Source organism: Rahnella sp. WP5 (genome assembly GCF_000745615.1).
Taxonomy (GTDB): Bacteria; Pseudomonadota; Gammaproteobacteria; order Enterobacterales; family Enterobacteriaceae; genus Rahnella; species Rahnella aceris.
Genome location: NZ_KN050721.1, coordinates 1 through 12,786 on the forward strand (window position 1 = coordinate 1; position 12,786 = coordinate 12,786).

General features: G+C 49.2%; 10 protein-coding genes. 1 reads left to right on the forward strand and 9 read right to left on the reverse strand.

What is annotated here, in order from left to right; genetic code table 11:
* Position 1: 1 nt before the first annotated feature.
* The 5 genes from EX31_RS21330 to metK all read right to left on the reverse strand — a co-directional run bounded on the left by EX31_RS21330 (position 2) and on the right by metK (position 6,899).
* Positions 2-1,126, reverse strand: a complete 1,125-nt coding sequence (locus EX31_RS21330; RefSeq protein WP_037036646.1) for a CfaE/CblD family pilus tip adhesin — start codon at positions 1,124-1,126, stop codon at positions 2-4.
* The gene (locus EX31_RS21335; RefSeq protein ID WP_037036647.1) at positions 1,123-3,816 is read right to left on the reverse strand and encodes a TcfC E-set like domain-containing protein; all 2,694 of its coding nucleotides are present in this window, start codon (positions 3,814-3,816) and stop codon (positions 1,123-1,125) included. The genes EX31_RS21330 and EX31_RS21335 overlap by 4 nt, the downstream gene beginning before the upstream one ends.
* Positions 3,817-3,904: 88 nt before the next feature.
* Positions 3,905-4,408 carry a fimbrial protein gene (locus EX31_RS21340; protein WP_013576817.1) on the reverse strand — a complete coding sequence of 168 codons (504 nt, stop codon included), beginning with the start codon at positions 4,406-4,408 and terminating at the stop codon, positions 3,905-3,907.
* A gap of 80 nt (positions 4,409-4,488) precedes the next feature.
* The gene (locus tag EX31_RS21345; protein ID WP_325147971.1) at positions 4,489-4,974 is read right to left on the reverse strand and encodes a hypothetical protein; all 486 of its coding nucleotides are present in this window, start codon (positions 4,972-4,974) and stop codon (positions 4,489-4,491) included.
* A gap of 773 nt (positions 4,975-5,747) precedes the next feature.
* Positions 5,748-6,899 (reverse strand): methionine adenosyltransferase, encoded by a 1,152-nt coding sequence (gene metK / locus EX31_RS21350; protein ID WP_037036650.1) that lies wholly within the window; start codon positions 6,897-6,899, stop codon positions 5,748-5,750.
* 880 nt (positions 6,900-7,779) lie between these two features.
* Here metK and speA point away from each other — a divergent pair.
* The gene (gene speA, locus EX31_RS21355) at positions 7,780-9,762 is read left to right on the forward strand and encodes a biosynthetic arginine decarboxylase (RefSeq protein ID WP_013576814.1); all 1,983 of its coding nucleotides are present in this window, start codon (positions 7,780-7,782) and stop codon (positions 9,760-9,762) included.
* A gap of 71 nt (positions 9,763-9,833) precedes the next feature.
* Here the strand turns inward: speA and EX31_RS21360 are convergent, their stop codons facing one another.
* From EX31_RS21360 to EX31_RS21375, 4 genes are read right to left on the reverse strand one after another with little or no spacing between them, the layout of a single operon-like run.
* On the reverse strand, positions 9,834-10,958 hold the full coding sequence (locus EX31_RS21360; protein WP_037036651.1) for a fimbrial protein: 1,125 nt from the start codon (positions 10,956-10,958) through the stop codon (positions 9,834-9,836).
* Complete coding sequence (locus EX31_RS21365; protein WP_231576097.1) at positions 10,951-11,532, reverse strand: fimbrial-like protein; 582 nt, start codon at positions 11,530-11,532, stop codon at positions 10,951-10,953. The genes EX31_RS21360 and EX31_RS21365 overlap by 8 nt, the downstream gene beginning before the upstream one ends.
* Positions 11,533-11,582: 50 nt before the next feature.
* The gene (locus tag EX31_RS21370) at positions 11,583-12,167 is read right to left on the reverse strand and encodes a fimbrial protein (RefSeq protein ID WP_037036655.1); all 585 of its coding nucleotides are present in this window, start codon (positions 12,165-12,167) and stop codon (positions 11,583-11,585) included.
* Positions 12,168-12,198: 31 nt separating this feature from the next.
* On the reverse strand, positions 12,199-12,777 hold the full coding sequence (locus tag EX31_RS21375) for a fimbrial protein (RefSeq protein WP_037036658.1): 579 nt from the start codon (positions 12,775-12,777) through the stop codon (positions 12,199-12,201).
* Between the last annotated feature and the right edge of the window lie 9 nt (positions 12,778-12,786).

Consider the following 12,786-nt stretch of genomic DNA (forward strand, 5'->3'; position numbering starts at 1 on the left):
CCTAAAGCTGCGGTGTAAAATTAACAATCAGATGTCCGGTATAATTCCCGGCTTGTTTACTGTTGATATCCATTGTCTTGGTGCTGAGTTCCAGTGGCGCAGGAACACACAATACTGCCTGTGGGATCCCGGGCAGATGTACAGGCCGGATATGAGCGGTCTGAATATCAGAAATCACCAGATCATCACCGCGTATTACGCTGACGTATTTGCCGTCGGGTGCCTGCATTCGCACATAATAATCAATGCGTCCTGAATCCAAATTAGTGTCGCCGTGATCAGAATAAATAGAGAAGTATCCGTTATTGCGCTGGGTTGTCCCCTGCTGCTGATCGTCAAATTTTATGGTGAAACTGCTGCTGTTCGAGCCATACCCATCGTACAAACACATATCTATAGTAGCCGAGCCGTTCATTTGCATTTGATTACCTTTAGTGCCGGGCAATGGACGCAGGTTAAGGTCAACACGCGGTGCGGCTTCGCCAAATTCGGGTAAATAGATTTGCTGGTTGTTGGTATCGGTGAGATTGACTGTGATGTTGGAATCCCAGTGATAAACCTCTGTTCCGCTGCTGTTATGCAGAAGGATTTTTAGCTGAGCAGTCCAGATGCCGCCAACCGGTAACTTATTGAGTTCGGTGGCAGGGATTTTCAGGGTTAAGTTAACACCATCTGTTGAATCACCGCTGCAGGAGTTTTGTGCGCTTTGATTCATGGGCTTAGGATCGCCATACATCGCGCAATTTCCGTTATACCAGTAGGCTTCGCGTATTCCCTGCAATTCGAGAGTCTGCGTTGCGCCACTGCGCTTTTCCGTAAATTTAAGATAAACCGGCAGATAGGCGGCATATCCGCCTTTACCCGTTGGGCATTTACCATTTTCATCGCTGGTGCTTGACGTGCAGGCCCAATAGTTAAGGCCCCAGCGACTGGAATTAGTCGAGTCGTATCCGCCGCTTTCTCTCGACCATATATTTACCGTTGATGCGGTACCCTTCGCGATGTTCAGTTCTGTATTGATGCTGTGATCCAACGGAGCAACCGTGTCAGCCTGAGCATCGGACAACGTGACTAACAGGGTGCTCAGTGAAATAAATAAAGCAGTCAGAAGTTGTTTATGTTTCATTTTCTTTCTCGAATCGCAGCGGGCAAATCCGCGGGCTGAACCGGTTTACACAATGTTTTACCGACATAACGCACGACATCGCGGCTTGATTGCACGGTGACTGCACACTGGTAATTCTGACTGCCACTGCGCAGATACAGGTTCTTCGCTAACGAAGTCATTTCTGCGGTAAAGCCGCCATCTTCTGAGCTGCTGAAGGCATTGGCATTGAGCAGGGTGCCCTGGGTTAACGGTTCGCCCGTGGCGGTAACCAGTTGTCCGACATAGGTATAATGCGATTCCATCGTCACTTCGCGTACTTTCATTTTCCCCGGCAGGAGGAACAATTTCTGGCTGCCTGCGCCCTGTGTAATGCTGGCCTGGCTACCTGAACTGACATCACGGCTTTCATCGACGGACACCTTGCCTTCTTCAAAACCGGTCACCGGGAATAACGCTTTGCTGTTCTGCTTCATGTGGGCCGCGCCGCCGCCCTGAACTGAAACGTCGATCAGTGCGTCATCTGCGGCATCCGCCTCTTCTTCATTACTGCCTTTCACCTTCACGGCTACCGCAGCACCCGGTGAGCCTGTACCGCCTGGCCCCCAGAAGAAGCCGGATTTAGATACCGCAACGGAAGAACTGTAGCTGCCGGTCACTGCGCCCTGATGGGTTTTTTGCTCATTGTCATAGCTGTCGGAAACGGTCAGTTCGCCTTCGCCATACTGGCCATTGAGACGGCCATGAACCGAGGCGTTAGCGTTGTCGGTATCTGTGCCGCCCACATCAATACCCAGTTCGCGGTCGTTATTGCTGCCCCAGTCCCAGTTCTGACTGGCGTTATACGTCATCTGCGCATCGCCGTTCTGGCTGCCCTGATAATCGGTGCTGAATGAAGTGTTACTGCTGCGAAGCTGCGCATCTTTTGGCGTATTACGTGACAGGGAGAAGCCGACGTAGACACCTTTGTCACTATCGCCGTCACTGCTGCTCTGACGACGGTAGCCACCAAAACGCGTGGTGATCGTCATCTGTTTCCAGTTGAAGCTTTTATTCAGGCTCAGTTGCAAGGTTTTGGATGTGCTCTGTGATTCGGTATTGTTGATCATGTTGTCTTCAAAAGGTTTTGAAGGATCGTACGTCGCAGAGTCCGGTGAGAGACTGGTATTTTTATTGTAAGTGTAGCCCAGAGAGGCAGACCAGCCCTTAACCGGCACGGAAAGTGTGGCGTTAACGGATTCGTAGCAGCCAATATCCGCATAATCATTTTCCCCGACATCGGCACTGGTGCAGCTTTTACCGTATGCGGCATTGCGATAGACGCTCATGGAAAAACCGTCGTTGTAGCTGATTTGCTCAACGTTACCTTTGGAACCGTCGGTGCCGCTAAACACGCTGGTCTGCATATCCAGCACGCCGTCGATCACTTTGCCGTTAAAACCGTGTGTCCATTGCAGGCCCGCTTCGCCATAATTTTCATTATCGGTATTGGCAATACCTGCCGTCGCTGTCAGCTCGGCAAACACCGGCAGACGCGCACCGGCTTGCATCACCGGTTTGCGTGATGTGCTGTCATTTTCTTCGTCATCTGTTGAGCTGACGACTTTGTTATCTGCCGTTTCACCGGCCTGTACAAACCATTGCATATGCCCGTCACTGATCCCGCCCGTTTTGGTAAACGGCTGGGTTTCGGTGCGCACGAGCTGGTTATTCTCATAAATTCGCAGGGTGACGGCATAACTGCCGCTCGGGAAGTTGCCGGTATCCAGCGTATTTGAACCGTTATTGAGATAAAACGTGCCGAGCAACTGATTGCCGCGATAAGCATCGACGCGGGATTTGCTGGAAAGCAGTACCACCAGCGGTGAACCTTTGCTGGCTTCATCAAGATTCAGGTAGCTCAGGGAACTCCCGGCACGGACGCCATCGATCGCATTCAGCGGTAACAGCGAGAAACTGATATTACCGCCCAGGTTGCTGGAAAGGTCGCGTGAGTCCATGCGTCCGGCCTGCACGTAGTGACGCTTACCTAAGCTCTGGCGGAAATAGAGATCATCGACAGATACTGTCTGGCTGTCACTGTCGTCACTTTTGTAAGAATCAAGCGACCAGTCGAAACCCACATAGCCGCTGGTCAGCACGCCCAGTGCGCCGGAGCCTTGTAGTGACAGACTCTGGTATTGATCCTGCGCTGCCACGTTCAGGGTTTGCTGATGAATTAAGGCATTTTCAGTCTGCGCGGTCGGGGTGTAATAAAGGGCTTTTTTATCAGCATCAGGCACCAGTGCTTTGCTGACAAAGACGTCGGCGGCGCTGTTGTTTTCATCGTAAATCAACGCCAGCGAGTCGGTTTCCAGATAACCACAGCCCCGGGCATCGGCATTGCTGCCACAGGCCAGGTTGCCATGGCGGGGAAGCGGTGCAGACAAGGTCGCCAGCATTTTCTGGTAATCCGGCGTGCCTGTTTTCAGCGGCAGATTCAGTGCGGTAAGTACCGCCTGCGGGTCTTTAAACTGTACGGTTTCCAGTGTGACGCTGGCTTCAAATAAGCCGGCAGACTGGCCGAGCAGATTGACGTTCAGCCAGACGTTCTGACCTGAGACCAGCTCTTCGAAACCCGGAGGAACGTCAGAGACAGCTAAAGCAAGATTGCTGAATAAAGCAAAATGAATCGCCAGAAAGCAGAGCGACACTTTCAAGTTAGGTTTCATTATTTTTCCTTTATTCAAAAATCTGGGAGGTGAAAAGAATCGGCCTGATTAACAGGCCGATGAGGAGTGATTCAGGTGGAATGAACGCTTATGGCGTTTCAGTTGCCTGAGTCAGTACCACGCTGACAACGCCGCTGTAGTTACCGGAAGCAACAGGTGCCTGAGTGGTCTGGCTGACTTTCAGAGGCTGAATGATGGAACCGTTAGTGGTATCGCCGTTCGGGAACAGGGTAGTTGCAGCCATGGTCTGCTGAGCCTGAGTCAGGGTCAGTTCGCCGTATTTAACAGTCAGTGGGATATTTGGGTTGGTACCCACGGTATCCATTAATTGCGGGGTACCTGCCAGGTTGATGTTCACATCTTTTTCAGCATCGTTAGAATAGATCTTGGTCATCTGTGTAACAGGTTCCAGACCTACGCCAGGCATATAAGTCATTTCCATCGTAGAAGGTAATACTTCGCCAGTGTCAGTGGTCATATCCAGAGTGGCGTCAACGTTTGCAGTCACAGTAATATCTTTCTGTACAGCAGAAGCGTTAATAGCGAAGCCCATGATTGCAGTGACCAGCAGTGGTTTGATAATTGATTTCATTTTTAATTCCTAATTTAGAAGATGCATATTGATATGCGGGGTTTATAACAAGAGTTATTCTTTATGCAAAATAATGAGATCTATTTTGCGCTGAATTCTTTTACGCCAACGGTTTTATCTGTCCAGTTGAAGTATTTCACTTTCACCACGTGGTAATTATTTCCTTTAAATAATGCCGGAGATAACGTTGCGTGCTGATTAGGGTAAATGCTATTTTTTATCGGTTTACTCCATTTACATCCGTCATCAGTGAGTTGCTGAGGACATAAACCGATACTGTTAATTTTAAGATGAATATTGCCGGTGTTGCTTACCTCACGACTCTCCAGGTTCAGCGTGAAGTCCAGCCGCGGTGCGGCAGGCGGGACGGTAACCAGTACGCCCCAGATCATGCTGATGCCGAGTTTGGTCTGATTCTTCTGGTCACTTTTCCCGCCGTTATTATTCAGCCCCGGAACACCTTCAAAGTAAACGCGGTACGCTTCTTCTGTTTGCGGTTGCTGAATATTAATCAGACGTATAATTCGGGTGGTGCCGGGTGCCAGTCCGAATTTCTCCGGTGTCACAACAATACCGTTGCCAGATGACTGAGTTATTGTTGTTTCATTTTCCTGCGGCGTTGCCGGGTTATTTATTTTCTTTACTGTCGTTTTTACATATTCCGTGGTAGCGGAGTTTGTTGTTACGCTAATTTGTGCGCCACCGCTTTTCTGCATAGGAACCGAAATAGGGTAGACGCTTATTCCTGCAAATGATGATGCTGATAAAAGTAATGGGGAGGCCGCTAAAATCATTATTAATGATTTTAATTTATTTGATGGCATTGTCATTTTCTCAATGTTTAATAAGTCGCTATCCTGAAGAAGATTTCGTTAATTCCCTTTGAGTAAATATTAGTCTGAACGCTTTCGATGGGGTGAATAATAGATTCAATGAATGTTCAGGTCAATGGCACGCAAATTAGCTATTTGTGTTATTTGTTTAAGTATAAATGTTCGACAACACAAATATAACATTTGAAAAAACGCTCACCATACTGATTATGAAGGGCTTTTAATCAGTATTTTATGTTAGTTATCGTCAATGTTAAAAAAAAGAGAGGGGGTAATTTAAATATTACGCATATCTACATAATGTATTAAGTAAAATAAATAAGAATGCATCTAAGAAAATAACCTTAAAAATCATTCAGATAAAACAACTGTGTTTATCTGTTGTTGTAAGCTGTTTAGGTATTAGAATGATGAAAAAGAAAGGAAAAAGAAAATAAAGGGAAACCAGAGAAATAAAAAACCCCGCTTGCGGCGGGGTTTGAGAGGTTTTATGTCGCGTGGGTTTCTTATAAACCCGCGGCTTCGCGCAACTGAGCGGCTCTGTCGGTTTTTTCCCAAGGGAAATGTTCGCGACCAAAGTGACCGTAGGCTGCGGTTTCTTTATAGATAGGGTGCAACAGATCCATCATCTGGATCAAACCGTACGGACGCAGGTCGAAGAACTCGCGCACCAGCAGGGTCAGTTGTTCGTTGGAGACTTTACCGGTACCGAAGGTTTCCACCATGATGGAAGTCGGTTCTGCCACGCCGATAGCGTAAGACACCTGGATTTCGCAACGATCTGCCAGACCGGCAGCCACGATGTTTTTCGCCACATAACGTGCCGCGTAGGCCGCTGAGCGGTCAACTTTAGACGGATCTTTACCAGAGAACGCACCGCCACCGTGACGGGCCATGCCGCCGTAGGTATCCACGATGATTTTACGACCGGTCAGACCGCAGTCACCCATCGGGCCACCGATCACGAAACGGCCAGTCGGGTTAATGTGGTATTTGGTACCGGCGTTCAGCCATTCTGCTGGCAGGACAGGTTTGATGATTTCTTCCATCACCGCTTCCTGCAAATCTTTCAGCGAGATGTCTTCAGAGTGCTGAGTAGACAATACCACTGCATCGATACCGACGATTTTGCCTTCGTCATACTGGAAAGTGACCTGGCTTTTCGCATCCGGACGCAGCCATGGCAGGGTGCCTGATTTGCGCACTTCAGCCTGACGCTGCACCAGACGGTGAGCATAAGTAATAGGTGCTGGCATCAGTACGCTGGTTTCGTTGGTCGCATAACCAAACATCAGACCCTGGTCGCCCGCGCCTTGTTCCAGCGGATCCGTACGGTCAACGCCCTGATTGATATCCGGAGATTGCTTACCGATAGCGCTCAGTACTGCGCAGGAATTGGCATCGAAACCCATGTCGGAATGGATATAACCAATTTCACGAACAGTCTGACGTGTGATTTCTTCAACGTCGACCCATGCGCTGGTGGTGATTTCACCGCCAACCAGGACCATGCCGGTTTTGACATAAGTTTCACATGCAACACGTGCTTTTGGGTCTTGCTCTAAAATTGCGTCCAGTACCGCGTCGGAAATCTGGTCAGCGATTTTATCTGGATGTCCTTCCGAAACGGATTCGGAAGTGAAGAGATGTTTAGCCATTATGTTCTTTACCTTACATACGACGGGTTAGATATCACTGCATAGCACTGGGGAGACTGGCAGATGAGGAGCAGAGCTCGCCATTGTCGCAATGCGTCCTGCATGTCCCCATTAGGCAAAGCCTTGAAGCAGTTTGCGCGTTAAACCACCCAAGCGTGTGGACGGATTAACATCTGGATGGCTATTTTAGGATAGCAGGCGTTCTGAATGCCAGTCATTTTTGTGACGGAGTGGGTGTTATTGTGCGGGTTTGCAGTGATATTCACGGTCTGAAACTATTTGTACTGCATTTTCATTTTGCATTTACAGCGTGTTATCGGTATAAACGGCGCGCGCTATGCACATTTCTGCAGGCCCTGCAGAAGCAGCGTATTCCAGTAATTACTGTTTTCTCAGCTCGAATGCCCGCGGGTGATGCGTGGCACGTGTGGAGGTGGTTAGTTTAATGACCCACTTTTTACCGTTTGTAACATTTCAACAGCATCCCCTGCAGCCTTTATTGCGTTCTGCAGCACTTCTTTCAGACCTTCATTCAGAAAAGCGTCTGTCATCTCTGCGATGTTTCAGACAGCCTGATTACAGACAGGTCAGTCACCGACATCGGTACGCTACTCAGTAAGCTCAGGTCTGCGTGAACATCGCATTCCCGACATATAACTGATGTAGCCTGCAATCTCCCGGGGCATTTGCTCCTGATTTCTCCCGACTCGTTACACGGAGTCTAAAAACGTGTTTTACAATGATATGAGTAGAAAACAGTCCCGTGGCTGTGGCTCGCAGGGTTTTATCCTGTCTGAAAGCCAGCCTTGCGGGTTGTTCTCACCTGTTGTTACTGCGATAGTGGCTGGCCATGTTGTCAGTATAGAAAGAGGATTTACCTATGTCTGATGACATCCAGTCCCACCGTCCGTCACACGCGGGCGATACTGTTTCTTTGCGCTCCATGCAGGAGGTTGCCGTGAACGATCGTGATGCCAGCAAGATGCTGCGCACTTACAACGTTGCCTATTGGGGTAACAACTATTTTGACGTCAACGAACTGGGCCACATCAGTGTCTGCCCGGATCCTGACGAGCCTTCTGCCCGTGTTGATCTGGCACAACTGGTGAAAGACATGCGTGAGCAGGACGGTCAGCGTCTGCCGGCACTGTTCTGTTTCCCACAAATTTTGCAGCACCGTCTGCGTTCGATTAACGCGGCGTTCAAACGTGCGCGTGAATCGTTCGGTTATGAGGGTGACTACTTCCTGGTTTATCCGATTAAGGTTAACCAGCACCGCCGCGTGATCGAATCGCTGGTGGAATCCGGTGAACCGCTGGGTCTGGAAGCCGGCTCGAAAGCTGAACTGATGGCCGTTCTGGCGCACGCCGGGATGACCCGTTCCGTGATCGTGTGTAACGGCTACAAAGACCGCGAATATATTCGTCTGGCGCTGATCGGTGAGAAGCTCGGTCACAAGGTATATCTGGTTATCGAGAAGATGACTGAGATTAAACTGGTGCTGGAAGAAGCCGAACGTCTGAACGTGATCCCACGTCTGGGTGTGCGTGCACGTCTTTCCTCGCAGGGCTCCGGTAAATGGCAGTCCAGCGGCGGCGAGAAATCCAAATTCGGTCTGGCGGCCTCTCAGGTTCTGCAACTGGTCGAAATGCTGCGTGAAGCAGGGCGTCTGGAAAGCCTGCAACTGCTGCATTTCCATCTGGGTTCACAGCTGGCGAATATCCGTGATATCTCGACCGGTGTACGTGAGTCTGCGCGTTTCTACGTCGAACTGCACAAGCTGGGCGTCAACATTCAGTGCTTCGATGTGGGTGGTGGTTTGGGCGTGGATTACGAAGGCACCCGTTCGCAGTCTGACTGCTCGGTGAACTATGGCCTGAATGAATACGCTAACAACGTCATCTGGGGTATCGGCGATGCCTGTAACGAACATGGCCTGCCACACCCGACGGTGATCACCGAGTCTGGCCGCGCCGTGACCGCGCACCATACCGTGCTGGTCTCCAATGTGATTGGTGTTGAACGTAACGAGTTCAAAGAGCCGGTTGCGCCTGAAGATGATGCACCGCGCGCGCTGGGCAGCATGTGGGATACCTGGAACGAAATGCACGATCCGGAAAACCGCCGCTCATTGCGTGAATGGCTGCACGACAGCCAGATGGATTTGCATGATGTCCATTCGCAATACGCACACGGTATTCTGGATCTGACGCAGCGCGCCTGGGCGGAAGATATCTACCTGAATATCTGCAACAAAATTCAGGATCAGCTGGATCCGAGCAACCGTGCACACCGCCCGATCATTGACGAATTGCAGGAACGTATGGCGGACAAACTGTACGTCAACTTCTCGCTGTTCCAGTCGATGCCGGATGCGTGGGGTATTGATCAGTTGTTCCCGGTGCTGCCGCTGGAAGGTCTGGATAAGCCACCGGTAGGTCGTGCTGTGCTGCTGGACATCACCTGTGATTCCGACGGCACTATTGATCACTACATCGACGGTGACGGCGTAGCCACAACCATGCCGATGCCGCCGTACGACCCTGAGAATCCGCCGGTGCTGGGCTTCTTTATGGTCGGTGCGTATCAGGAAATTCTCGGCAACATGCATAACCTGTTCGGCGATACCGCAGCGGTAGATGTCTTTGTCTTCCCTGACGGCAGCATTGAAGTGCAGCAGTCCGACGAAGGCGATACCGTGGCGGATATGCTGGAATACGTGCAGCTGGATCCGAATGTGTTGCTGGCCCGTTTCCGCGATCAGGTAAAAGAAACTGATCTGGATGCGGAATTGCAGGCGCAGTTTGTTGAAGAGTTTGAATCCGGATTATACGGTTATACGTATCTGGAAGAAGATGAATAATTCGTTGAAATAATACGTCGTATTACCGTCACAATAAAATGGCGAAGGGGTCCCCCTTCGCCATTTTTTTACTATTCATAATTGACAACAAAAGTACCGGTGGCAGAGAAGCGTCCTACCGAAATACTCCTGGAATCGCCGACCAGTTGCGCGTTGAATTGTAATTGTTTAGATGAGGGCATATTCAAATCAGTCACTGAGTAAACGGAATTGGTGTCGTTAGGTTTTAACTGACTGCCAGAACCCGTGGTGATTTTCACACCTACCCCGGTTGCCGCACTTGACGTCACCGAATTACCCAACAACATATTGTTCCCCGGCGCGACAATATTCGTCGTCACCCGGGTCTTAAACATGTTCACATTCGTACAGCCGGAAGCATTCAGGCTGAATTTCATCACGCTGGTAGCCCCTGAATTGACTTTTGCTGCACTGTAATCCCCCAGCGGGATAGTACCGCCGCCCGCACTGCTGACCAGCGCAGTACAGGTTGGGGTTTGCACGGGGAAGGAGAAAGTACTCATATTCAGACTAATATGATGGTTGTCAGAGTCCTCCTTACCCACCCTGAATCCACCAATATAACCCGCCGAAGCCGGTCGAATGGAGGTTACGCCTGCGGGTATACCGGTGAACTGGGGGGTCTGAAAAAGCACAATATAGTAATCATACCACTGACCCCCATCCATTGAGCTTTCCATATTGGAGGTATACTGTGCCGTGCTTTCATTTTCAAGGTAAAAATAAGGCATAAAAGCTTGAATTCTGTAACTGGCCCCGGTGCCTCTGATTTGAACTGAATAAAGGATCCCCGGGATATTGGTGGCATATAACCCCGCACTGGGGGAAGCCCCCGCGTAATCGTCAACCTGAGGAATGGCGCCGGCGATCCCATATAAAATCTCACCAGAATCGCCCGCGCGACAATCGGTACGCGCATTCCTAGTTGTGGTTGCTTTTTGATTTAAGTCCGTAATCATTTGCGTCCTGGCCACGTGCGGTAACAGGGAAACCACAGGGCCGGAAAAGCTTAGTGTGGCGGTGTAGGGAGCGTCCCTGAAATAACATTCTTCTGCCGCCTCAGCCGGTTTAACGGTTAAATCCCCCGTTAGTACTAATAAAACGGTAAAAATGAATGTGCGGATGAAACGAGACGACCGTATATACACTGTATTAAAAGGTAAATGATTATTCATAGCTAACACTCACTAATACTTTTGATGTAACCCGGCCTGCTGAGACAGCGCCTGTATTCTGATAACGTGTGTAGAAGTGATAGTCCGTTATTTCAGCAACGGGTGTTGCGGCGTTTATCGGGAAATTCACATCGGAAGAACCGTCTGCCTCCAGCACATTGGTGTTGTATTTCTGGGAAAATATCACCAGGCCCACGTTATCGGCGCCATCTGCTGCACCGTCTGTTTCGCTGATAAATACCTGTTTAGAGCCAGGTGCGAAATTTCCTGATTGCGGGGCAAAACTGAAATGAACATTCTCTATCACATCCGTGCATTCGCTCAGGCTAACAGTGAACGGATAACCGCCCAGCTGATCGGTGGGTAATATTGGCGCAGGCGGGGAACCGCGATCATCAAAATAATTGACGCTGACGGTAGGTAAATGAATGGCGCCGCCATTTTGTACGGTTAAGTGGCAGGTCGTCTCGAGAATATTAGCTTGTATATTCAGGTTGAGATCACTTTCTGCACTGGTGACGAAAGGAAACCCCACGGCTAATACCGTTAACAAACGTAATAATGTATTATTCATATTCACCGGGTGATTTATCATATTCCTTCCATTAGTCTTTGCTCGGCGATTTATTGATAGATAATCACAAACGTGATCGGTGCAATAAAGTTCCCTGGGGTAACATTTGATAGTGTACTGCCTGCTGCAATCACCATTCGGGCATTCATATTCAGGGTTGTGCCCGCAGTGGTGAGTGTGACCGTTTGCGGTGTGGCTCTGTCGACACAACTGAACTGAGTGCCGCTGTCAGGTGCATTCCGCCAGAGTTCAACCGCAGTCGCCGCTGCAGTGCCGCCATTGTTGGCAAATGAATCACCACTGGCTCCGGTACCGGAGCAGGCTCCTGCTGTTGGGTTGGCGGTGATCTCGGCGGATTTAACGCCGGAGCAATCGCTGAAAACCAGTTTAAAAGGCTGAATTTTACTTTTCTGTTTCAGTTCTGATTTATAGACATCATTAAAGTTAATGGCGGATGTCGGTGTCCCTGATGAGTCTTGAATCTGGGCAGCACAAGTCCCTGCTTCAATAGTAGAAGTAAAAGTAGCGGTTAAATTTTCAGTCGGCGTGAGCTCAACGGCATGTGCTGAACACGTCATGATGAATGCTGCTGTAAGCAGTAAAATTTGATTGGGTTTCACGTTATTCTTCTCCATGCAGATCTTTCATAACCTGATTTTTTCTATTTTATTCATAGTTAAAGTTAAAGGTGGCAACGGCGCTGAAATTCCCCGTTGTTCCTTTATTTGATTGCGTTTCTTGCAGGCGTGAAATCAGGGTGACCTCTTTTGCATTGATTTCTGCGCTGCTCCAGTTGAGCCGCTGGCTGTCATTGGTGGAGTTAATCACAAAAGGCTGGTTTGACGCCGAAGCCCGTGCAATAGAAACGCCCAAAAAGGAGGATGCCCCTTCACCTGAAATTCCATTACTAATCAGTGTGTTAACATAATTTGACTGCGTACCCTTTATGGTGGTTTTAATCGATGTGACTCCCGCCGGGCATTCCACAATTTTTATTTTGAAGGTTGCCGTAGCAGCAGTATCACCGGCAATAATTTTATCTAACCCTACCTTTCCACCCGAACCAACAGGAATGGTATTGTTAATGCCATTTCCTGAACCGCCTTCCAGTCTCATTTCACACGTCGTTTCAATAATATTAGCGCTAAAAGTAACGTTAACATTTTGTGCGAAAGTCGGTGTCATGTTTATATTGATAAATAAAGCTGAAAATATCGAGAATGATATTCTGTATCCATTTCTCATTCTTTTTCT

What these genes read in the sequence shown, in the direction of transcription:
- metK (WP_037036650.1), bottom strand. Translation starts at nt 6,899, where the DNA reads ATGGCTAAACATCTCTTCACTTCCGAATCCGTTTCGGAAGGACATCCA.
- EX31_RS21370 (WP_037036655.1), bottom strand. Translation starts at nt 12,167, where the DNA reads ATGGAGAAGAATAACGTGAAACCCAATCAAATTTTACTGCTTACAGCA.
- EX31_RS21340 (WP_013576817.1), bottom strand. Translation starts at nt 4,408, where the DNA reads ATGAAATCAATTATCAAACCACTGCTGGTCACTGCAATCATGGGCTTC.
- EX31_RS21365 (WP_231576097.1), bottom strand. Translation starts at nt 11,532, where the DNA reads ATGAATAATACATTATTACGTTTGTTAACGGTATTAGCCGTGGGGTTT.
- EX31_RS21360 (WP_037036651.1), bottom strand. Translation starts at nt 10,958, where the DNA reads ATGAATAATCATTTACCTTTTAATACAGTGTATATACGGTCGTCTCGT.
- EX31_RS21335 (WP_037036647.1), bottom strand. Translation starts at nt 3,816, where the DNA reads ATGAAACCTAACTTGAAAGTGTCGCTCTGCTTTCTGGCGATTCATTTT.
- speA (WP_013576814.1), top strand. Translation starts at nt 7,780, where the DNA reads ATGTCTGATGACATCCAGTCCCACCGTCCGTCACACGCGGGCGATACT.
- EX31_RS21330 (WP_037036646.1), bottom strand. Translation starts at nt 1,126, where the DNA reads ATGAAACATAAACAACTTCTGACTGCTTTATTTATTTCACTGAGCACC.
- EX31_RS21375 (WP_037036658.1), bottom strand. Translation starts at nt 12,777, where the DNA reads ATGAGAAATGGATACAGAATATCATTCTCGATATTTTCAGCTTTATTT.